Origin of the sequence: Shuttleworthella sp. MSX8B (genome assembly GCF_000524295.1) — a bacterium.
Classification (GTDB): Bacteria; Bacillota; Clostridia; order Lachnospirales; family Lachnospiraceae; genus Shuttleworthia; species Shuttleworthia satelles.
This window is the reverse complement of sequence record NZ_JAQT01000036.1, coordinates 1-22328: the sequence shown is the minus strand read 5'-3', so window position 1 is coordinate 22328 and position 22328 is coordinate 1. Positions and strand designations below refer to the sequence as shown.

Annotated in this window: 19 protein-coding genes and 1 pseudogene; 7 read left to right on the top strand and 13 right to left on the bottom strand. The window is 52.2% G+C overall.

All coding sequences use genetic code 11. The features are described from left to right. The first annotated feature begins 300 nt into the window (after nucleotides 1-300). Both HMPREF1508_RS09270 and HMPREF1508_RS09265 read left to right on the top strand, forming a co-directional pair. Nucleotides 301-585, top strand: a complete 285-nt coding sequence (locus HMPREF1508_RS09270) for a type II toxin-antitoxin system RelB/DinJ family antitoxin (RefSeq protein ID WP_242834545.1) — start codon at nucleotides 301-303, stop codon at nucleotides 583-585. 2 nt (nucleotides 586-587) lie between these two features. Beyond that, nucleotides 588-854 (top strand): Txe/YoeB family addiction module toxin, encoded by a 267-nt coding sequence (locus tag HMPREF1508_RS09265; RefSeq protein WP_006906524.1) that lies wholly within the window; start codon nucleotides 588-590, stop codon nucleotides 852-854. 296 nt (nucleotides 855-1150) lie between these two features. Here HMPREF1508_RS09265 and HMPREF1508_RS09760 read toward each other — a convergent pair whose 3' ends face one another. From HMPREF1508_RS09760 to HMPREF1508_RS09235, 6 genes are all read right to left on the bottom strand, one after another. Next, nucleotides 1151-2599 carry a tocopherol cyclase family protein gene (locus tag HMPREF1508_RS09760; protein WP_049906966.1) on the bottom strand — a complete coding sequence of 483 codons (1449 nt, stop codon included), beginning with the start codon at nucleotides 2597-2599 and terminating at the stop codon, nucleotides 1151-1153. A 69-nt stretch (nucleotides 2600-2668) separates the two neighbouring features. After that, complete coding sequence (locus HMPREF1508_RS09255; protein WP_044961401.1) at nucleotides 2669-4294, bottom strand: phospholipase D-like domain-containing protein; 1626 nt, start codon at nucleotides 4292-4294, stop codon at nucleotides 2669-2671. A gap of 96 nt (nucleotides 4295-4390) precedes the next feature. Continuing rightward, nucleotides 4391-5344: a DMT family transporter gene (locus HMPREF1508_RS09250; RefSeq protein ID WP_330365344.1), complete on the bottom strand. Its 954-nt coding sequence runs from the start codon at nucleotides 5342-5344 to the stop codon at nucleotides 4391-4393. Nucleotides 5345-5459: 115 nt separating this feature from the next. Then, on the bottom strand, nucleotides 5460-5945 hold the full coding sequence (locus HMPREF1508_RS09245) for a deoxycytidylate deaminase (RefSeq protein ID WP_044961400.1): 486 nt from the start codon (nucleotides 5943-5945) through the stop codon (nucleotides 5460-5462). Nucleotides 5946-6168: 223 nt separating this feature from the next. Further along, on the bottom strand, nucleotides 6169-7707 hold the full coding sequence (locus tag HMPREF1508_RS09240; RefSeq protein WP_044961398.1) for an L-threonylcarbamoyladenylate synthase: 1539 nt from the start codon (nucleotides 7705-7707) through the stop codon (nucleotides 6169-6171). A gap of 82 nt (nucleotides 7708-7789) precedes the next feature. After that, nucleotides 7790-9493, bottom strand: coding sequence for a glycosyl hydrolase family 18 protein (locus HMPREF1508_RS09235; protein ID WP_044961397.1), 1704 nt, complete (start codon nucleotides 9491-9493; stop codon nucleotides 7790-7792). 792 nt (nucleotides 9494-10285) lie between these two features. On the opposite strand from HMPREF1508_RS09235, the gene HMPREF1508_RS09755 reads away from it, so the two are divergent. Further along, on the top strand, nucleotides 10286-10957 hold the full coding sequence (locus HMPREF1508_RS09755; RefSeq protein WP_049906965.1) for an adaptor protein MecA: 672 nt from the start codon (nucleotides 10286-10288) through the stop codon (nucleotides 10955-10957). Between the two features lie 308 nt (nucleotides 10958-11265). On the opposite strand, the gene HMPREF1508_RS10045 is transcribed toward HMPREF1508_RS09755, so the two are convergent. Beyond that, entirely contained in the window at nucleotides 11266-11436 is a 171-nt protein-coding gene (locus tag HMPREF1508_RS10045; RefSeq protein ID WP_084640335.1) for a DUF362 domain-containing protein, read from the bottom strand. A gap of 354 nt (nucleotides 11437-11790) precedes the next feature. Here HMPREF1508_RS10045 and HMPREF1508_RS09225 point away from each other — a divergent pair, with 354 nt between their 5' ends. Further along, nucleotides 11791-12171, top strand: a complete 381-nt coding sequence (locus HMPREF1508_RS09225) for a hypothetical protein (RefSeq protein WP_044961396.1) — start codon at nucleotides 11791-11793, stop codon at nucleotides 12169-12171. 130 nt (nucleotides 12172-12301) lie between these two features. On the opposite strand, the gene HMPREF1508_RS09220 is transcribed toward HMPREF1508_RS09225, so the two are convergent. Further along, nucleotides 12302-12640, bottom strand: coding sequence for a hypothetical protein (locus HMPREF1508_RS09220; RefSeq protein WP_044961395.1), 339 nt, complete (start codon nucleotides 12638-12640; stop codon nucleotides 12302-12304). A 137-nt stretch (nucleotides 12641-12777) separates the two neighbouring features. Here HMPREF1508_RS09220 and HMPREF1508_RS09215 point away from each other — a divergent pair, with 137 nt between their 5' ends. Beyond that, complete coding sequence (locus HMPREF1508_RS09215; protein WP_198015644.1) at nucleotides 12778-13035, top strand: hypothetical protein; 258 nt, start codon at nucleotides 12778-12780, stop codon at nucleotides 13033-13035. 90 nt (nucleotides 13036-13125) lie between these two features. Further along, nucleotides 13126-13368, top strand: a complete 243-nt coding sequence (locus HMPREF1508_RS09210; RefSeq protein ID WP_006906538.1) for a DUF1858 domain-containing protein — start codon at nucleotides 13126-13128, stop codon at nucleotides 13366-13368. A gap of 378 nt (nucleotides 13369-13746) precedes the next feature. On the opposite strand, the gene dnaB is transcribed toward HMPREF1508_RS09210, so the two are convergent. From dnaB to HMPREF1508_RS09195, 3 genes are read right to left on the bottom strand one after another with little or no spacing between them, the layout of a single operon-like run. Then, nucleotides 13747-15099, bottom strand: a complete 1353-nt coding sequence (dnaB, locus tag HMPREF1508_RS09205) for a replicative DNA helicase (protein WP_044961391.1) — start codon at nucleotides 15097-15099, stop codon at nucleotides 13747-13749. Between the two features lie 3 nt (nucleotides 15100-15102). Beyond that, on the bottom strand, nucleotides 15103-15549 hold the full coding sequence (gene rplI / locus HMPREF1508_RS09200) for a 50S ribosomal protein L9 (protein ID WP_044961390.1): 447 nt from the start codon (nucleotides 15547-15549) through the stop codon (nucleotides 15103-15105). Then, nucleotides 15549-17597, bottom strand: a complete 2049-nt coding sequence (locus tag HMPREF1508_RS09195) for a DHH family phosphoesterase (RefSeq protein ID WP_044961388.1) — start codon at nucleotides 17595-17597, stop codon at nucleotides 15549-15551. Before HMPREF1508_RS09195 ends, rplI begins: the two co-directional genes overlap by 1 nt. 290 nt (nucleotides 17598-17887) lie before the next feature. Between HMPREF1508_RS09195 and HMPREF1508_RS09190 the strand changes: the two genes are divergently transcribed. Then, nucleotides 17888-19000 carry an ABC transporter ATP-binding protein gene (locus HMPREF1508_RS09190; protein WP_044961385.1) on the top strand — a complete coding sequence of 371 codons (1113 nt, stop codon included), beginning with the start codon at nucleotides 17888-17890 and terminating at the stop codon, nucleotides 18998-19000. A gap of 223 nt (nucleotides 19001-19223) precedes the next feature. Here HMPREF1508_RS09190 and HMPREF1508_RS09185 read toward each other — a convergent pair whose 3' ends face one another. Together HMPREF1508_RS09185 and HMPREF1508_RS10445 are read right to left on the bottom strand one after the other, a co-directional pair. Next, entirely contained in the window at nucleotides 19224-21557 is a 2334-nt protein-coding gene (locus HMPREF1508_RS09185; protein WP_049906964.1) for an Sgo0707 family adhesin, read from the bottom strand. Nucleotides 21558-21807: 250 nt separating this feature from the next. Beyond that, nucleotides 21808-22328, bottom strand: a pseudogene (locus HMPREF1508_RS10445) (GbpC/Spa domain-containing protein); the annotation flags it as partial.

Sequence of the window (22328 nt, the reverse complement as noted above, 5' to 3'; positions counted from 1 at the left end):
CGAGCGTGATTCGATCTCTGTTTGCTATGCAGAAATTTGGTCTGGAGTCATTATAGCATGCCCATTGATTATTAAAATCTGGGATTCTTGATTACAAAACGGGATTTTCATTTACAAATCGGGATTCTCGGTTACAGAATATCACCTCTTATTTACCAAACGGGAGTCTCCGCTTACAAACGGGATTCTCAAGCTACATTTCATCCTCTTGTGGTATTCGGATATTTTGGGCATTAAAACAGCACTTATTAAGCACACGAAAAGTACTTGAAAAGCACGCACAATTAGGCTATAGTGAGGATGCAGGAGGTGATCTATATGGCAATAACAGCTGATATGACAAATTTTACATTCAAGGTGGATAAAAAGACCAGAGAAGAATACAGCTCATTATGTGATTCTCTTGGCCTTACAATGTCTTCTGCGACTCTTGCACTTGTGAGACAGGCAGTCAGAAATCAGGGAATGAGTTTTTCTCTTCGTGACGAGAATGGGTTGACTCCAGCTGAGGCTGCAGAACTTAAGCGCAGAATCAGCGATGTCAGGAAGGGAAATGCTGTTCATCATGATCTGACAGAGGACTGATTATGCGGAACTTGCTTTGGCAGTCCGATGCCTGGAAGGAATATGCGGAGATTCAATCTGATAAGGCCCTGCTGAAAAAGGTCAATAATCTGATTAAAGATGTAATGCGGAATGGCTATAATGCATCCTATGGCCAGGTGGAGATGCTGAAAGGCGATTTTGCAGGTTTTGCCAGCGTCAGAATTGACAAGAAGAACCGCATCATTTTTGAGGCTGATGAATATCAGATTACCATCATTCAGTGCGGAGAGCACTATAAGGACCATTAACAGAATATCGAAGATATGAGATCGACAGTTATATTCGCTGGTACTGCACAGATCAAATCAACACTCGGAGGGCTCAGTCCTCTTCAGTATGGAAAGGAGTTGGGTGTGGCTGTCTAAAAAATGTCCACACCCCCTTCTTTCCGTGCCCAAATTGCAAGTTTCACCAGCGCAGGCAGGTCCCCGATGCCAGGTTTCTTATAAAGCAATTACAGGGCAAGCAACGCGTCATTCACCTCACAAGGGATACCCCTGTGCCGACAGATATGTCAGAGTACAAGCATTTGCCTTCCGCAAGCTTAATCTCCGTATTCGCATCCCACATGAGCCGCTTCAATCTCATCGACCAGCTCCCACTTCCAATCCTTCTTGAGGGACTTGCGGTAGAGCTTTATGCTGCCCGTCCCCGTGCCTCCGCACCAGAATTTGTCATGACGGATCTGACCGCCCGGGGTCTCATAGCTGAGCTGGACCATATCCTTCCTGGGACATTGAATATCCGTGTACATCTTGGACAGGGGGGTCTCCTGGATCAGGCGCCAGCGAATATAGTCCTTCCCCACCTTGACCTTGTAGCGGGTCTTGGTCAAAGTCCAGACATGAGAGAAGTTGAACTGATAGGCTTCTCCCTCATGCCAGATGGCGCCGAGCAGGCCATTTTCCACTTCCAGATTGCCGATCCTTGGCTTGCCCCCTCCAATGGCAAAGGCGGAATTACTCAGCTTGTCTCCGCTGATCTTCGAAGTCAGATCATTGGAGGCCAGCCAGATCCACGGCCTGGTAAAATCACTGCCCCAATTTTTATCCGCGTAGCCAAACGAGGTCTCCGGGCGGACCATGTAAATCTGCCCGTTATAGACGACTCGTCCCTCATAGGCAGTCTTCATCCCTTCCGCGTGCCAGAGCATCTGCAGAGCCTCCTGGTCGCGCATAGCTTTCCCCGCGCCATAACCGATATTAAAGGCGATCTTCTTGTCGATGTGCAAATCCCAGATCAAATCACCGGCGTCGCTCATCCACTCCGGGTGTGCCTTGACCTCCTCCGGCCGCAGACAGACCCTCCCCAGACTTCTGGTCTCGCTGAGGAAACAGTTGTCCGCGCTGATTGAGAAGGGAGCCCCCTCATTCATGCTGACTTTCTTCCAGGGGAAGAAGCGGTTCAACTGCTTCGGGTCTTCTCCCCAGACCCCAGCCTTGACCATGAGATAGGAGGGCTTAATCCCCTTGCTCTGCGTCTCTTCGCTCTGTCCCAGAATGGCGGAATCTGTTCCCAGAGCCGGATTGATCGCGAAGAAGCAGAGGAAAAAGCTCTTCTCCTCGCCGGTAGCCGCATTGTGCCCGGTAAAGAACTGCCGCCAGCAGTCGTAGCCCTGTTCCGCCAGCTTGCCTCGAAGCATAAAACGGTCGCGCTCCAGATCGGACTTGTTGAAGCCGCTCTCCATGATGTCGCTGCTCACCTCACCGGCGACATCCATGGCGCTCCTTCCGAGCTCCACGGCTCTGCCTGCCAGAGGATACTTCTTTGATACCTCTTCCACCATCTGTCCCACGGATTTGGCCGCAGACGCCGCCGCCTCATCCAGCTTGTACTTTTTGGCGATCTCTCCCGCCTTACTGACAGCTCCGTCCGTGACATGAATCGCCCCAGTGGCCGCCTTCTTGGCCACTTCAATGGCCGCATCCGCGTTGTCCGTCGCAGAGTCAATCGCCCTGGATATATTGGTCTCAATCTCTTCTAACACGCCCATATTCGTCCCTCCTTTTGGAAGTTACCTAAACCTTATTTTGGTCCATCCCAGCCGATTTGTAAACCGACCCTAGAGCATAGGGGCAAGCAGCTTGAACACCGCCCCCAGGGCCCGGTCAAAGCGGTTGCGGAAGCCTCCGGCCCGGGTATCCTCCAGGGATATCTGCTGACATTTGTCCAGGGTCTTTTGAAAATCCTCAAGAATATCCCCGATCACCCGGTTTCCATCCACATAGAGTCCCACCTCGAAGTGGTGATAGAGGGATCGGTAATCCAGATTGATGGACCCGACCGTCGCCCTTCTGTCATCGCTGACGAAGACCTTGGCGTGTACAAATCCCGGCGTATACTCATAAATTTTGACGCCGGCTTCAAGAAGCTCCCGATAATGGGTCTTGGCCAGCGCAAAGGCGTAGCGCTTGTCCGGAATATGGGGCAGAATAATCCTGACGTCGATCCCTCGCTTGGCCGCGTAAGTCAGGGCATTGACCATCGTTTCGTCCAGAATCAGATAGGGGGTCATGATATAGACGTAGTCAGAGGCGGTCTGAAGAATATCCAGGTAGACCTGTTCTCCCATCCGCTCTCCGTCCAGAGGGTTATCCGCATAGGGGATGACAAAGCCATCCTCAACAATCCGATCTCCCTCTGTCCCCAGAAGGCCGTAGAGGGCTGAGGCCTCGATATAGCGGTTCTCCTCCGGCATAGGCTTATTCGCCTGATAATTCCAGGACTCCAGGAAGAGGCGGGTAAAGGTGGCGACCCCGTCTCCATAGCTGCGAATAGCCACATCCTTCCAGTGCCCGTAGGGGTGGGTCGCGTTGATATACTCATCCGCCAGATTGAGCCCTCCCGTATAGGCCGTTTTCCCGTCGATGACCGCGATCTTGCGATGGTCACGGTAATTGTACTCCGTGGAGACGAAGGGCCTCACCGGATCAAAGATGCGGCAGGCGATGCCCAGCTTCTCCAGCATGGCCGGATAATTATGGGGAAGGTTGGTAAATTCATTGGTCCCGTCATACATGAGACGGACCTCCACCCCCTCCTTGACCTTTTGCGAGAGAATGTAGAGGATCTTGCCCCACATCTGCCCCTCAGAGACAATGAAATACTCCAGGAAGATAAAATGCCTGGCAGAGGACAGGTCCTCCAGGAAATCCGGGAGGAAGTCATCGCCCAGAGGATAGTACTTGAGGTTCGTGACCGGATAGGGATGATAGCCACAGGTGTCGTTCATATAATGGGCAAAGGCCGCTCTCTCGGGTCGGCAGTCTTCAATCGCCTTCATGGCCAGGGACATGTCAGGCTGTGCCTGACTCGTGTATTTCAAAATCCTGGAAATTTGCTTCTTCAGTCTCCGGTGGCCGACATCACTTCTCACATATACATAGAAGAGCGCCCCGAAGGGGCTTCCGACCGCGACAAAAAGCAGCCAGGAGAGCTTGACGCTCGGATCGCTGTCGCTGTTGAAAATATGCAGAACCGATATGACGGTGACGGCCATAGAGAACATATACATATAAGGGCCGTAGCGATTTAAGGTATCCACAAGGGCAACCACAAAGAGGATCTGCAGGATGATCAGCGCAGACATAATGAAGGTTCTGCCGTAAACCAGCTTGATCAGACGCTTTTTCCCTCTCTTCAAGAGACGCATCTCCCGGATATCACTCAGTGAATTGATTTTCCGCATCCCTCACCTCAGTTCAGCCCTTCTTTTGCAAAAGCCTGTCTACTGTCTATGTGCTCGTCTCATTGATGCAATCATATCGCAAAGATCCTCTTGATTTCAAACCTTGCTCTGGGCCAGGATTGTCCCTGCGCAGACCAGGATTAAAGAGAGCAGAATGACAGGCCAACCCGCCCCCTGCTTCTCCTGGAGAAAAATCGTGGAGAAGATCACGCCAAAGACAGGCGTCATAAAACCGAAGACCGCCACTTTGGAGACGGGATTGTACTTGAGCAGCTGACCCCAGAGCGAATAAGCCACCGCAGAGATGCCCGCCAGGAGCAGGAGAATCCCCAGTCCTGCCCCCTCCATTTGTCCCAAGAGGACTGTCGGGCTGCCTCCCATCAAGCACCCCGCCAGGCAGAGCAGGATTCCGCCCAGAAAAAACTGATAGCCGCTTAGTGTAAAGGGCAGTTCCTCCCTGGAATACTCCTTGAGAAAAACAGATGAGAAAGCGTACATGACCGTCGACGCGAATACGGCGAGCTGGCCCGCCAGGGAAGATCCGGAGCCGACCACTGCCTGTGCGCCCCCTCCTCCCAGCAGGGCAATCAGCAGTCCGGCCAGATTCAGCAGAAGAACTCCGGAGAAGCCGAGAGCGCTGCCAAGCAGCTTGCGCCGGGTCATTCGCTCCTGGTGAAAGAGGGCGCTTGCCACAAAAAGGGCGACAAAAACACTACTCGCCTGTATGATAGAGGCCGAGACCCCGCTACTGTGCGCCAGCCCCAGGTAGAAGAAAAAATACTGTCCCACCGTCTGCAAAAGACAGAGCTTGAGGATCTTGCCCCACATTCCTCTTCCGGGAAAGAGCAGCCTCCGGTAGAGCAGGCTTCCGATCGCAATGGCAAAAATTCCCGCCAGAATAAAGCGAAAGCCCGCGAACAAGATCTGGTCTCCTGTCGCCGACGCCTTGATTCCATAGAATCCATAGCCGATTTTAATGGCTGGGAAAGCCCCTCCCCACAGGGCGCAGGAAATCAGGGCCCCCATCCACACAATAGGAGTCCGACTCAATATATTCTGCTCGGGTCTCTGTTCAGGTATCTTCCCCGACAACCTGCTAATCTTCTGTTCGGATATCTGGTCCTCACACATCATTTTCCCTGAAGCCTGCGATTTTCCAAAAAACTCAGAGGTCAATCTCAACCCTCCTGCCCGAGGGCAGATAGCGCCTGCAGCTGATCCCCGCCGCCTTGAGCATGCGCTTGGAGGCAATGACCGACGGTGTATCCGCGTACTTGTCGGTCTTGAAGATGATCTCCTTGATCCCCGCCTGGATAATGGCCTTGGCGCACTCATTGCAGGGAAAGAGGGTGACATACATCTTGGTCCCCTCCAGGCTTCCTCCCCGGTAATTTAAGATGGCATTGAGCTCGCTGTGAGTTGTGTAGAAATATTTGTTATCCAGGGGATTTCCCTCCCGGTTCCAGGGAAACTCGTCATCGGAGCAGCCGATGGGAAGGCCGTTGTAGCCAATGGAGAGAATTTTATTCTGCGAGCTCACAATGCAGGCCCCCACCTGGGTATTGGGGTCCTTGGACCGCATGCCGGCCAGGGCAGCCACTCCCATAAAATACTCATCCCAACTGATGTAATCCTCGCGTTTACTGCTCATATTCTTTCCTCTGTCGTCGGCCGCCTGACCCCTTGCATTCGATCGTCCACCTGACCCATTACATCCGATCAGCCGCCTGCCCCATTGTACCCGATCGTCCGCTTGATCCATGACACATGGGTTTCCCGCGTGTCCCTGTCCCCTCATCATAAATCCGCTCGTCGTGAACCGCGGCCTCGCTCTCCTGCTCACTCTCTTCTTTCTTATTTTATGCTTCTTCTTTCTATGCTTCTTTGCTCTCGGGCAGACTTACCGCCAGCTCATTGAGCTTGGCCGCCAGCTTCCCGATCGTCTGATTCAGGACTTCAAAGCAAAGGCCATACTGCTGCAGGTTCCCCCCATAGGGATTGAGGATATCCAATTCATCTCCCACATAGGCGGAGAGGACATAGGTATTGTCCTCATCGGCATTCGCGAAACGCCTGATAATCTCCGTTCTCTGCCCGGCGTCCATGGTAAAGACCAGGGTCGAATCTGTGATCTCCTCATTCTTCAGGGGCTCGGACTCATAGTCCGCCAATTCGATTCCCTTGCCCTGCAGAACTGCCTGGACCTTCTGATTGACCGGTTCCGGAAAGAGGGCCACCCTCCCCCGGGCGAAAATCTCAATCGGTCGAGTCAGCTCCTGCCTGCGCAGCAGCTCCGCCGCCATGGGAGCCCGGCACACGCCGCGGCCGGAGACGAAGATCACCCTCGTCACCCTCCTCGCCGCCAGAATCAACTGGTGGGCCGCCGCCTTGATCAGGCGGTTCATAATGGCCGTCCCCATCTGTGGGGTGTCAAAGGCCTCCGAGTAGATGATCTCTATGCCCTGGTCATCAAAATGCCGGAGGACGCCAAAGAGGTGGCGGGCGATCTCCTCCTCGTCGCTGCGCGGTCCGATCTCAACAATATCCCCATAGAGATAGCGGCTTCTAGTCTCAGTGCTTGCGATAACGCCGACCTTGCTCCCCGCCGCGATTGCCTCCGCGCTCAGGCGGTTGATGGTCTCAACCACATCGTCAGCCGCCCCCTCAACAATCTTCAGATCTCCTCTGGGCGCATAGTGCTTATAGCGCATTCCGGGCGCTTTGGGCCTGGCGCTGACATTCTCTTCCATCAGTCCGGGATCCATTCGGACATGATCCTGTCCCAGAACCTCCTCCAGCATCCGCAGGTTGATATAGCCGGGACGGAGCACGGTCGGGATCCCCTCAGACAGGTCCACAATCGTGGACTCCAGGCCGATTTCCACCGGCCCCCCGTCAATGATCGCGTCGATCTTGCCTGACAGATCGTCTGCCACATGCTCCGCTCGTGTGGGCGAGGGACGGCCGGAGCTGTTCGCGCTCGGCGCTGCGATCATACAGCCGCTGGAGAGAATCAGCTGGCGCGCGACCGGGTGAGAGGGCATGCGCACTGCCACGGTGTCAAGCCCGCCCGTAGTCTCCAGGGGGATCCGGTCATTCTTTCTGACAATCATGGTCAGCGGACCCGGCCAGAAAGCGTCCGCCAGGATCCTCACTTGAGGGGCAAGCTCCTGGGCAATGGCCTCCATCTGGGAGAAATCCGCGATATGCACGATCAGAGGATTGTCCGAAGGCCGCCCCTTGGCCGCATAGATCTTCCTGGAGGATTCGGCATTCTCCGCGTCTCCTCCCAGGCCATATACGGTCTCTGTGGGAAAGGCCACCAGGCCTCCCTCGCGCAGAATCTCCCCCGGCTCTCTCAGAATCTCCTTCAAATCATCTCCGGGCATGGCCCGAAACTGTCTTGTCTCCAAACGGGATCCTCACTCTCTTCGCTTTCATTCACTTCATTTGCCGTCTCCCCCGGCATCCTATTTCCTCCGTCGTCCCGACATCCTATTTACCGGCGCTGACCGTCTGCCAGATGGAAGACGGCTCCATCCCCAGCTTCCAGAAGGCGACGCCCCCCAGCGGATTGTTCCGATAAACCTCCATCTTCTTCGCGATCGAGTCGGCGTTCTCCAGCCAGATCTCCACCTTGTTGCCATCAGCGTCCTTCCAGGAGGCTGTGCTCTGCCCCAGCTCCTCATTCCAGCTGGCCACAACCTTATTCTGGGCCAAAAGGGCGTCCTGGTCCTTCATGGCGACAGCCTGACTGGACACGCTTCCATCGCTCTTCGTCGTCCAGGCCCTGGTGTAGAGCGGGAGAGCCAGGATCACCTGCCGGGCAGGCGTCGTCTCTAACGTGGCGGAAACTGCCTTTTTGACATAGTCGATCGAAGAATTGCTGCCCGCGGTCTTGTCCGTGGCCCAGTGCTCATCATAGGCCATGATCACATTATAGTCCGCGTAGTTAGCCTGCTCGGCCCGATTGTAGTGAAGACTGGAGGCACTCGGCGTGTAATTGTCGACGGAGACGACCAGATTATTGGCATGCGCCTTGAGGGATAACTCTCTGATGAATTGAATGTAGCCATCCGCCGCCTCTGTCGGCAGAGACTCGATATCTACATTGATTCCGTCCAGATTGTAGCGGATCGCGGCCGCGATCAGACCGTTGACCAGATTGTCCCTGGCGGACGTCGTATTCAAGACGGTCTTGGTGTCGACCCCCTTGGAAGCCAGATTGCTGACCAGACCCCAGACGGCGACATTTTCGCTGTGCGCCTTGGTCACATAGTCGCTGCTGCCATAGTCGTTTAAGTTGCCCCCATTGTCCTTGAGGGAGAACCAGGTGGGGGAGATCACATTGATTCCGCTGGTGTTGGCCAGGAGATTGGACATGCTGGCATTGCCCGCAGTCGAGGTTACCTGATGCCAGGCCAGCTGGATCTTCTGATCTAAAATCCTGTGGCTGTACTGGCGCTCCGGCAGATTTGCCTCGATTTTGGAGTCCTTGACCCCGCTGACCTTACTCTTGCGGACACAGCCGATGACATTGTCCGCAGTGACCACCTGATACCAGCCGTCCAGCTCCTGCACAATAGTAAGAGAATCTCCGCTCTTTCCGTCCTCCAGAATCTGACTCTTAATTCCCGCCTTGCGACGAATCCCCTCCGCCCCGTTTAAGCTGCCGGTCTTCACTGCCGTCCCGGCTGTCCAGATCGCCAGCCGGTTGGGCTGATTGGCGACGGTGTAGGTCAGGTCCGTGAACTGCTTGACAAAATCCAAAGCCACATAGGTCTTATTGTCGGAGACGATGACGATGGGGGCGGACCAGCTCTTGGAATTCTTATCTTCCATATAATTGGAGTCAGAGAGATTAACGCTGATCAGATTCTTATCCGTGGCATAGCGGAGAATCCCCTCGCTTGCGTCATAGACCCAGCCGTCGTCAAGATGGTCGTGAAGCAGGCTCCAGCGGACATAGGTCGTTCCGTTGACCAGCTTGGCGGCAGGTGCCTTGTCATCTGTACTGATCAGATTGCCGTTGGCAATCACCGCGCCGTCTTCCTCCCCGTCCACTCCAAAAAAGGTATTCAGGCTCAAATGCTCTTTACCCGGCCGATAGCGCACGACCAGGAAAATGACGATCCCGAGCAGGACAATCACAAGCAGTAAAATCAGCGCCAGGGGTATTCTCTTCTTTTTCTTCTTCATCTCACACCTCAGAGCCGAAAATCACACAACAAATCGAATTCATTATATCATAAGAGAGACACCCCGTAGATGATCCAGGGTATCTCTCAGAATGCCTTTCGTGACAGATATGTATTCTTTCGCGCCGATCGGCTCTCCGTAGCCGCCGGCTCCTTGTCACAGGTGTCGCAAGATGATGCACCGGGCACCTGTATCATTTACAGCTACAATATATTTCCCTTTTATTTCCCCGATAGCCCCCTCTCTCCGAACTGCCTTCGGCGCCTTGACGCCCCATCTGTCCGCTCCCGGATCTCCCTTGACCGCGGATTCTCACCTGCCTGTCCACTTTGTTCGCTGCATGGATCTGTGTGAGAGCGATTCCCTCCGCAGCTCTTAATCTGTGGTATATGCGTAAATCGAGCGCAGAGGAATCAGACGCGCGAGAAAAAGGATCAAGGCTTGTTTTCGCCGACTGTCCCCGCCTTCTTGTGTCAGAGGACAGCCATCCATGATTTTGGCTTCGCTGATAATTCGGGAAATGCCGGAAAAAGCAGTGTGCTCTGCTGTCGGCCGAGGAATCCCTCTTCCCTATCCCCGAAGGGGAAAGATAAGTCCTTCTTCTCGCCTGGGCTTCTTTCTATCCTATAGATAGCATTTCCGCTCTGCTATGGCAAGCGCTCAAAAGGCATCTCTCCTTATCATGACAAAATTAACTCTATCCTGCTAAGCGTTTGACGGGAATCCTGCATCATTGCGAATTCTTAAAATTCTTACTATAATAAATCGCACGAACTAACGGCAGGAGGTTTTATGAAGATCGAGAAGCTCAGTGACAGACAGGTTCGCTTCCATATTTCCCGCTCCGACCTGGAGCGCAGAGGGATCAGACTGTCTGAATTCGCTTACGGAAGCGAACGGGCCAAGGCTCTCTTTCGTGAGCTCCTGCTCTGGGCCGAGTACAAGTTCAACTTCGTCGCCCATGATGTCCCTATTATGATTGAGGCTGTTCCTTTCAGCGCGGATGAAATCATCCTCATCGTCAGCAAATTAAGCCCTCAGGAGCTCGAAGCCTATCAGCAAAATCAAAAGACCTCCCTCTCCCCCGATCACAAGGCCGGGCAGGATACCGACCCGCAGAAGGCCGTCCGCCATCTGATTCCTCCCCGCGTCCCAAATGAGAAGACTGCCCTCTTCGCCATCGACCGCCTGGAAGATCTTCTATCCCTGGCCCAGAAAATTCCCCAGCCAAATCAGGTCAGCTCTTCTCTCTACCGCGATCTCAACAACGGGATCTATTACCTTCTGCTCAGCTCCCCTTCGGACCAGCAGGAAACCTTTTCCCTCGTTCAGGCGATCACAAGCGAATACGGCAATCTGCTCGACGTCCCTAAATTCGGAGAGGCCTATATCGCTGAGCGCTTTGAATGCATTTTAGCTGAGAACGCCCTGTCCCAATTACAATCTCTCCGCTCCGGGCGCTAAAATACGCATCCCCCTTCAAGTCCCTTTCCCCAGGAGATCGAAGAGGTCTTCGTCCGCACGTTTTGTCCACCCTCAAAGTTCCCTGAAAAAAGATTGAACCCCCCTCAATCCCTTGTAAATAAAGGGAGTGAGGGGGTTTCTATCAACACATTTTGTCCTATAACTCTAAATAAAGAGATTGAGGAGGCTTCTATCAACTATTTTGTCCTATAACTCTATAACTCCCCATTCGCTCTGTCCCATGCGCAAAAAAGGCCGCCTCCCCGAGGGGAAGCGGTCTTTTTTGCTTTTCCTGTTGGATGAGGGAATTAAGCCTCAGCGGGCGCGCCTACCGGGCAAACTGCCGCGCAGGAACCGCAAGAGATGCAAGCATCCTCATCTATGACGTACTTGGAATCACCGGCGCTGATTGCGGATACAGGGCACTCGGGCTCGCAGGATCCACAGCTGATACAATCATCAGAAATAACGTATGCCATTTGAAAACCTCCTGTAACTAAGCTCTTACATCTAAAACCTACCATCCTGTTGGTATGCTCATTATATGGTTGAAAAATGTCCTTGACAAGTACTAATTTGTGTACACAATTGTTAGCTATTCCTAGCAAAAATCCCTGTATATTGTAGATATGTCGGGAATCTCCTAATCTCCTGATGCTCTACTTAACCCTCTTTGATTGTCATATCACCTATGCCAGACTGATATATCCTGTTTTTAGAAAGTAGACTTTTCTGTACTTATAAGGATACAATAAATTTATATTCTATTCTCAGACACTGCGACTATTTTTTTGTTGTCTCTATTTGTATGGCTTTTATGGAGGAAGTGGTTTGTGAAGAAACGATTAAAATGGCTTTTGGGAATCTTGCTCGCACTTATCGTGATCGTAATAATTGACATGATGATCTGTATTCACCAATATGGAAAGGGGAAAGTCACCCCTTGGCAGGTGTTGGAGGTCAATTTATTTCATAAGATGGTCGCACTTGAAGAACATGATCAGGGAATGCTATTTTTGACGGATCATGACTGGACTGGTGATGAGCTTTTAAAGCGCGGCTGCAGAGAGACAGACCGCATGGGGAGTGTGGGCTATTATACCGCGCCGGACGGAACAACATTCCGTGTCATTGACAGGAGCGAATGGTGCCTCTTCTTTCGATTACATGATATAAAAGGCATTACACTGGAACAATTGGACCAGCATACATAAGGGCACACACTGATAAAATGGCAGCCCCCGCTTCCAATCCACAGCAATTTCACCCTGCATGGTTTGGAACGTGCGCTCCTCGGCGTAAACCATTCGCACCACTAGGCCATCTGTTTCCATAGAGCGCAAGCTATACAAGCGAGTCGTCCAGCAGAAAGTCAATGATGCTGATATTGAGGATGCCCTTATCATCATACCAACGCTTGCGGATGTCATGGCGGACAATAATTTTCGGGAAGGAATCACCGGTCAAGGAAAACGGCTTGTTCTCGATGACTGCTTTTTCCTCTGTTTCCAAAGCGTAGGCGGACTGAATGTAGGTCTTTTTACCACCGGAAATTGCAATAAAGTCGATTTCTCGTGCAACCGGCTTGACCCTTCCGTTGGCGTTTTTCTCATTGCCGTAGACGATACCGATGTCAACGGAGCATTCACGGATTATCAACTCATTGAAAATAATATTCTCCATTCAATGAATATTATACTCCAAGGCGAGAACAAAATTAACGGAGTCAACAGAGTCATTGAAAAGTTAGCAAATAAACCAGGCAACATTTCAATGAAACGAGCGAGAAGGTGCACCGCCATATCGAAATTGGAAATGATGTGTGGATTGGTTATGAAGCTGTCATCTTCTCCGGCGTAAGCAATGTATTGGAAATGAAAATTGCTAAAAGTTGCAATTTGCTGGAACAGGGTGTGGATGCGGACCATGTCATTCGCTTTGCTTTTGATTCTGCGGATAACTTGTCTCTAATTGACGAAAGCCTGATTCAGATTGCAATTCACCTACATCACGTTTCCATCTTTTTTGTTGTATATACAACGATTTTGCTGGTAAAATCATGTAAGATAGTCTCATAGCTTGTCCTGACAGAGGACAGGTGTTATGATTCAGAACAGTCTGGCTGTCGCTTCAGCCGTACATGTACAGTATTTCCAGGAGGTAGAACAATGGCAGAGAACAATGCACCCGTCGTAAACAAGGACACCATGATCGGAGAGCTCTTGCAGATCGATACCGAGCTGGCTCCCATTCTGATGAGCATCGGCATGCACTGCCTGGGCTGCCCCTCTTCCCAGATGGAGACCATCGCGGAGGCCGCTATGGTTCACGGCTATGACGCCGACGACCTGGTCGATGAAATCAATTCCTATCTGTCCGCCAAGGCTGCTTCCCAGCCCGCCCAAGCCTGAGTTAATACACGAGATATAACATTGTACAGGCACAGCATAGGACAGGTACAACATAATACATGCGCTGCCTGGTACATGTACAACATCGCACAGGCTCAACATAGTGCAAGCGCACATATATACAAGTATGGCTAGTAGTGGCGCAACATAAGTACGGGTACAATTAGTACAGGCGAAGTACAAGTACAGCTGGTACAGATGCTGCATAGTACAAGTACGAATAGGGCAGGTATAACATCGTACAAGTGCAGCATGATACAGGCACAACATCGCAAGCGATATATAATAGAAATCCGGCCTCGTGTGACGAAAAGAGACAGTCACACGAAGCCGGATCCTTTTTCATGATAATGGAGTAGCTTTTGTTTTATCTCCCCTTCACGTAGATGAGCCCCTGTCGTGCTCCTTGTTGGCAAATTTCGTATACTCAGGCAGCCAGACCAGCTCGACCGTCCCGATCGGGCCGTTTCTCTGCTTGGCAATGATAACCTCTGAGATCCCCTTGAGCTCCGTATCCCGATGGTAGTAATCATCGCGATAGAGGAACATGACGACATCCGCGTCCTGCTCAATCGCCCCGGACTCTCGCAGATCCGACAGCATGGGCCGATGGTCCGGCCTCTGCTCCACCGCCCGCGAGAGCTGGGAGAGGGCAATGACCGGAACATTCAGCTCGCGGGCCACTGCCTTGAGCGAGCGGGATATCTCGGAGATCTCCTGCTGCCTGGACTCAGATCGGCTGCCCGAAGAGCCGCTCATTAGCTGCAGGTAGTCGATAATAATGACATCCAGTCCCTTCTCCAGCTTTAACTTGCGGCACTTGGAGCGAAGCTCTGAAACCGTAATCCCGGGCGTATCGTCAATGATCATCCTGGAGTTGCCGACCACGCCGGCCCCCTCGATCAGCTGCTCCCACTCGAAGTCCTGGAGGCTTCCGGTGCGAAGCTTCTGCGCGTCTACCCTGGACTCCAGGGAAAAGAGACGGTTGACCAGCTGCTCCTTGCTCATCTCCAGGGAGAAGACCGCCGCCGCCTTGCCCTCATGAAAACAAATGTGCTGGGCCAGGTTCAGGGCAAATGCCGTCTTGCCCATCGAGGGCCGGGCCGCGATCAGGATCAAGTCCGAGGGCTGCAGACCGGCCGTCTTGTAATCCAGATCATAAAAGCCGGTCGGGATTCCCGTGACCGTCCCCTTCTGCCTGGCAGCCGCTTCAATCCTGTCAAGAGCGCGCAGGACTACCTGGTCGATGGGGACATAGTCTGTGCCGCCCCGATTCTGCAGCAGGTGAAAAATATCCCTCTCTGTGCGGTCCATAATGACCGCCGCCTCTTCTTTGCCCTCGTAGCAGGCGTTCTCGATATCCTGATTCACCCGAATGATATTGCGCAGCATGGCCTTGTCCTTGACAATCCTGGCGTAAGACGCCACATTGACAGAGACCGGGACCGCTGCCACCAGATCCGCCACATAGTCCAGACTTGACAGCTCCGGGGGCACTTCCTTTTGTCTGAGCTTGTCCTGGAGGGTGACGACATCGACCGGCTGCCCCGCATTGTAGAGCTCCGCAATGCACTCGAAGAGAACCCCGTACTGCTCATGATAGAAATCCTCCGGAGTCAGAATCCCCAGGGCAGAGGCAATGGCCTCTCTGTCCATAATCATGGAGCCAATGACAGACTGCTCCGCCTCCAAAGAGTTGGGCATGATCCGTTTCGTCAGTGTCTCATCCATAGCTTATGCTTCTCCGACGTGCACGCGCAGAGTCGCCGTCACCTGGGGATGCAGCTTGACCTTGATCTCATGCATCCCGAGAGAACGGATGGGCTCCTCCAGGATGATTTTCTTTTTGTCGAGGTCCTGATCGTACTGTTTCTTAACTTCGTCAGCGATCTCCCTGGAGGAGACAGAGCCAAAGACCTTGCCGTTTTCCCCGGTCTTGATCGCGGTCTCTACCTTCCAGCTCTTCATGGCCTCCGCCATCTCCCGGGCGGCGGCCAGATGCTCCGCCGCCAGTTTAGCCTCATTTTTGGCCCGAAGCTTCAGGTCGTTCAAGTTCTTCGGAGTGGCTTCCAGCCCCCACTTCTTGGCGATGAGCACGTTCCTGGCATATCCGTCACTGACATTGACGACGTCGCCCTTCTTTCCGTGCCCGGCCACATCCTGCAATAATACTACCTTCATCACAAATCTCCTTTATCTACATGCTCGTCAATCAGCCCGATCAGCTCTTGCTTGACTTCATCAATATCAGCTCCCGGGATCTGAGCTCCTGCAATGTTGAGATGGCCTCCGCCGCCCAACTGCTCCATTAATTTCTGCACATCCACCTCATCAATGGATCTGGCGGATATATAGACCTTGCCTCTGTAATCGGTAATGACAAAGGAGGCCTTGATTCCGACAATGTTTAGAAGCTCATTGGCCGCCTGCGCCCCCACAATCGTCGGGGACTCCACATCCGTCGTCTCACAGATCGCCACGGCATAGTGGTCATGATAGACCTCCGCGTCACGGACCACCTGGGCCCTGGCCTTATAGGTCGCCATGTCCTCGCGAAGCATCTTGCGCACCCGGATCACGTCGGCGCCATTTCTCCGAAGATAGGCCGCCGCCTCAAAGGTCCGAACCCCCACCTTGGCCGCAAAGTTATCCGTATCGATCAAAATGCCCGCGTAAATACAATCCGCCTCTGTGGGCCGCAGCTGCACCTTCTCAGAAAAGTACTGCAAAACCTCGGCAATCATCTCACAGGCGGAGGAGGCATAGGGCTCAATGTAGCTCAAGACCGGATTCTGAACGACCTCTTCTCCCTGGCGGTGGTGATCGAAGACCACAATATGGCGGGTTCGGTTGAGCAGGTCCGGCGCAACGGTGTAGTTCGGCCGGTTGGTGTCCACAACCACAACCAGCGTGTGTTTATCGACGATCTGCAGAGCCTCCTCCGGGCTGATGATCATGTGCTCCGGATAGCCCCGGTCTCCTGTAAAGAGGGAGACTAAGGGACGGAGAGAAGAGGTCACCGTATCGACGACGATTCTGGCCTCTTTCCCCAGCTCTCTGGCAGCCACGTAGACGCCGACCGCCGCTCCGAAGGCGTCGATATCTGTGATCTTGTGGCCCATCACAAGAATGGTATCGCGGGAGGTCATAATCTCCCGCAGGGCCTGTGCCTTGACCCGGGCCTTGACTCGGGTATTCTTCTCTACTTCCCTGCCCCGGATACCATAATAGCGGATCTCATCCCCGGATTTAATGGCGGCCTGCGAGCCCCCGCGGCCCAGGGCCAGATCCATGGCGGCTCTGGCATACTCTGTGTTCTGCGTGTAGCTCCTGCCGCCCAAACCGATGCCGATCGAGAGGGTGATCTCGTTGTCATTACCGGCCTTGGTATTTTTGATCTCCTCCAGAATCGAAAAACGGTCTTCTTCCATTTTGGCCAGATATTTGCGCTGGAAGAGAACGATGTACTTGTCCCGATCATTTTTGCGGACAATAGCGTCAGAGCTCTGAAAATACTTGTTGACCTTGCGGTCAATCAGGGCAACCAGAAGAGCCCGGCGCACTGCCTCGACGGAATCGATGGTCTCCTCATAGTTGTCAATGCTGACCTGGGCAACCACAAGCTCCTGATCGATGTTCTTCTGACGCAGGGCCACCAGCCTGGTCTCGTCGAAGAGCATGAAGGCGATGACCCTGTCCATGCTGAGGTTGAGGGAGCCGGTCACCTCCTTCTTCTCCCTGAAGTTATCGATCGTCAGCTGCTGCAGGGTGGCGCGGTAGGTATGATGATCGCTCTTTAAGCCAAAGACCAGAGGATCTTCGCCGATCGCCGCGATCCGGTCCTTGTTGATCTCTCCAAAGAGAGAGGTGACTGATTTCTGAAAATCAGAGTCCTCCCCGGCCAGCTGAAAAAAGGCCTCGTTGCGCCAGAGGAATCGTCCGTTGGTGTCAAGGAGGGCATAGGGGATTTCCAGCTTGCCCAGCAGTTCCTTCTGCACCGTCCCGTAACGGGTGGCGAAATTGATAATCTCCCGGTTGAGCTGTTCTCTGTTCCAGCGGTAAAAGGCCCAGATCACCAGGGCATAGACCAGAATACAGGGTACCGCCAGAAGAGCCAGCTTGATGTTGAGAAAGAAGAGGGCGATGTCACCGAGCACAAAGAGGACGATGACATAGAGCGGGGCCTTCAGATAGTGGTCCAGCTTGCCCCTGTAAATCAAAGTGTTCACTGCCTAATCTCCTTTTATCCGGTTCTGCCCCCTCTATTGGTGCTCGATCAAACCTATGGCGGAAACAGAAAGCCAATCACAGTATAACATTTGCCCCAGATCATGGCTATATCTGCCGATTTATGCATGCCTTCGATGACTCCGCAAAATCCTCCTTGGGCAAGCTGCCGAAATCCTCCCCCCATTTTCGACGGTCTGCCCATAGGAGGCCGGGAGGACATTTCCTATAATAGAAGACAGATATAAAAATCGGGCGGGCAGAGTCCGCTCACATAGAGAAGGAGAACACTATGTCAGAAGTAACACTGAAAAATGTCTGCAAGGTCTACCCCAACGGGTTCCAGGCCGTTAAAGACTTCAACCTTGAGATTCAGGACAAGGAGTTCATTATCTTCGTCGGTCCCTCCGGATGCGGTAAGTCAACGACCCTCCGCATGGTTGCAGGTCTGGAGGAGATTTCCTCCGGAGACCTCATGATCGACGGCAAGCGCATGAATGACGTCGAGCCCAAGGACCGTGATATCGCCATGGTCTTTCAGAACTACGCCCTCTATCCCCATATGACCGTATATGACAATATGGCTTTCGGTCTCAAGCTCCGCAAGGTTCCCAAGGACGAGATTGACAAGAAGGTCCGTGAGGCCGCAAAGATTCTCGACCTGGAAGCCCTCCTGGAGCGCAAGCCCGCCGCTCTCTCCGGCGGTCAGAGACAGCGTGTCGCCATGGGACGTGCCATCGTGCGTAACCCCAAGGTCTTCCTCATGGATGAGCCCCTGTCCAACCTGGACGCCAAGCTCCGTGTCCAGATGCGAATTGAGATCGCCAAGCTTCATGCGAGACTGGGCGCCACCATCATCTATGTAACCCATGATCAGACCGAGGCCATGACCCTCGGTACCAGAATCGTCGTTATGAGCGCCGGTGTCGTTCAGCAGACAGATACTCCCGAGAACCTCTACAATCATCCCGCCAACCTCTTCGTCGCAACCTTTATCGGTTCTCCCCAGATGAACATCATGGATGTCAAGCTGGAAGATAAGGACGGCAAGCTGGTTGCCAAGACCGTTGTCGGTGATCACGAGCTGACCATCCCTGAGAACAAGCAGGCGCAGCTGAAGGCTTACGCCGGCAAGCAGGTCAAGATGGGCATCCGTCCCGAGGACATCTACGATGCCAACTACGCTGAGGGAGTCAACCAGAACGACGTCATCAAGGCAAGCATCCGTGTATATGAGCTTCTTGGCGCTGAGGTCTTCCTCTACTTTGATTTCGGCGGCGTACAGATGACCGCCCGTGTCAACCCCAACACCAGCATTCGTCAGGGCCAGGAGGCAACCTTCGCTCTGGATATGGAGAAGGCTCACTTCTTCGATCTGGAGACCGAGAAGACCATCTGCGACTAAAAAACAGCTGCATTTGAAGGTCGAAAATAACTATAAATATAATATGGGCCCGGCAGGCAAATGCCTGCCGGGTATTTTTATGTCCACATACGCGAAAAGGCTGTCCGAATGCACGTCAGAAGTATTCATAAGCGAAAACAAGGAAGAACCATCGAGTCATCTGCAACTCGATGGTTCTTCCTTTTAAATCAGATCTTTGAGATCTTCACAGGTCAATGATTCCCTACGCTTGCTTTTTCCTCTTTTTGACAAGGGCGCCTGCAAGTACTCCGCTTGATGTAATCAGTAAGAACATCATCAGCGGGAGATTGCCGCTGTCGCCTGTCTTCGGCTTCTGCAAGCCAGGCTTGCCCGGATTATGAGGCGTCGGATTCTCTGGCTTCTTCGGCTGATCCGGTACCTTTGGAGTCGGGTTATGTGTCGTGTTGGTGTCATACTCATTCACGCCGTCCTTGACATGCCCCTGGTTGTCCACGGGATTTCCGTTGACGTCGTCGTTAACCTTAACCTTAAAGCTTACGGTGACAGTCTGGCCGTTCTCCACTTCCTTGGTCCAGGTGATGGTTCCTCCAGACTCCTGTCCGCCATCTTCCGCGGATACGAAGGTCGTGTACTGGGGAATCTTATCCGTGAAGGTCACGGTCTGCTTGGTCCCCGTCGTGTTGGTGTAGGTCAGCTCGTAGCGAAGCTCCTGTCCGGGCTGGACTGCCTTCCCGTTAATACTGGTTGTATCGTTTCCGCTGAAGACATCCTTCTTTGGCTCGGTCGGAGTCGGGTTATGGGTCTTATTGGTATCGAACTTATTCTTTCCCGCAATCACCTTCGCCTGATTATCCACAGGCTTTCCATTGATATCCTCATCTACTTTTACCTTGAAGGTCACTGTAAACGTCTCGCCATTTCCGAGAGCCTGCTTTTTCCAGGTGATAACGCCATTTTCCTCTGTTCCGCCATTGTCAGCGGAGCCTGCCACATACTTCGTATGCTCAGGGACAGCATCCGTAATCGTAACGTCCTCTGCTCTCCCTATCGTATTCGTGTAGCTTATCTTGTATAGAAGCTCTGCTCCTCCCTTGACCACATTTCCATCAATACTTGTCGATGTGTCTTTCGGATCAAAGACTTCCTTTTTGGGCTTGGTCGGCGGAAGAACCTTGGTATTAACTGTGTTGGCGTGAATCGGCACATTGTCAAAATACATCTTGGCGCCCGAGTTTACGATCTTGTTTTCGCCTTCGGCTAACACATTCTGATTCGTCTCGGTCTTATAGGTGATTTCATAAACCTTACCGCCTTGATTCCTTCCGAACAGGCTCTTGTTTATGATATTAATTTCCGTATAATCCTGCCCATCCGTATAATCTGGTTTAACGGTCAGCTCGTAATCCTGTCCTTTAACCAAAGTCTTTCCGTCAAGTTTTACGATCGCTTCCTTGAAATCAACCTTCTTGTCGAATGTATCCGCGAATTTCAGGGACTTGATATCGTCTATAATATCCTTCCCCGGCTTCGGAACAGTATAGGTGACCGTATAATTGATGGGTTCACCAACTGACTTGGGTACCTCCTGCTTATCAACCGTCTTTTTCGGAGTCTCGGGGTAAGGCTGCTCGACAAAGAATCGGAAGAGTCCGCCGCTTGGTACGGAGGAATTATAGGCGAAAGTTAAGCTGCTGTTCTTTGAACGTACTGCAAAACCTGTCTTGTTAGACTCATCCTCCCCACTTGTCCCGGCTGATGTGATACCCGGCCCCGGGTACCACCAGTGCCAATTATCGGCTTCATCAACTTCTTTGAGGTCCACTTTTCTGTTATACACAATTTTGTCAATTGTTTGATCAAGGTTGCGTATCCCGAAGCCCTCGTTAAACGAAGTCTTAGTAGTGGGATTTATGGCGTTCCCCGGTTTTACATCAATATCTGAGGGCAACATTGTCAATCTCAAATCAGAAGGGCTTCCATCCGCGTATTCCAAAGCAGCCGTAACTTCTGTTCTGATATTGAAAGACATCTCATTGTTATTTTGAAAACTGGGATGATTAGGATAAACATAATCCATAAGCTGAATACCGCTCGTACCCCAGTTTTGATCCACAGTCAAAAAGGGAACGCCGGCATTCGGATCATTGAAATTGCTCTGCTTCCCATAATATGCTGTAGGATTCAGCTGAAGGCGGGTCACCTTCACTCTGACATTTACCTTTTTCCCGTTGACCTCACCGGCATTGGTAAACAAGAGCTCCAGGGCATCCGCATAGTTTTGCTGGTGCGGCGTTTTATTGTACTTATGCATGAAAACTGTACTTTTCTTCCAGCTTCCATTTGCCGCAATATGCTCTTCCAAAGTACCCGAACCCAGGCTCACAACCTGCATATTCTCCTGAGTGCACTTGAACTCATAGAGGCTCAGATGGGCCAAATTCAGATCTGTAACAGATTTGTCCACTCCGCCTGCTGCGTTTGCTGGAATCGATGGCAATATCATGACAATCACCATGAGGCATGACAGCATCATCGAAAACAACTTCTTGCCGATGATTCTCGCTTTCTCTTTCATAAAACCTCCTTACATATCGTAAGTAACCAAATTTAATCTGCTCATTTCAGAGTAAAGAGTAACACAGTTCGTTCACATTTTCTAGTAATTTTATATAGAAATCACGAACTTCTCACAACTAAATGAATAGGTGATAAAGATATTCTCTCTGTTAAAGCAGGAGGCCCGACTTTCGCCGGGTCTCCTGTTCAAATCCGATCCTCAGGATCCCTGTACGTTCACCTCAAGATCTTCATATATATTTATATTCCTACGCCTGCTTTTTCCTCTTTACCACAAGCGTGCCCGCAAGCACTCCGCCTGACGCGAGAAGCAAGAGAATCATAATAGGAAGATTCCCCAGATCACCTGTCTTCGGTCTCTGCAGCTCAGGCTTGTTGGGATGATTCGGCACCTTCGGAGTCGGGGTGTGTACCTTCACGACATTGGACTTGACAGAGTATACATTGTTGATCGTCAGATCAAAATCATTCACATATGTCGTACTCTCTTTTGTCACCTTTCCCGTGACAATCGGTGCGGGAACCTTCGCAGTCTTGGTCAGATCGCTGTTGATCTGGGTCAGCAGGGCTGCGTTTGCGGTAAAGACCATACGTCTTGTCGATGCGTCATAGCTGATATCATAGTCGGCGCTTGCCTGCTTTGTAGCCTCAATATCCACTTCATAGCCGCTCGGCAAAACATCACTGAACACCAGAGAATTTATTTTCTCATGTCCGGCGGGAATGTTCGTTGTATGCAGGGCAAACTTTACAACTGAACCGATCTGAA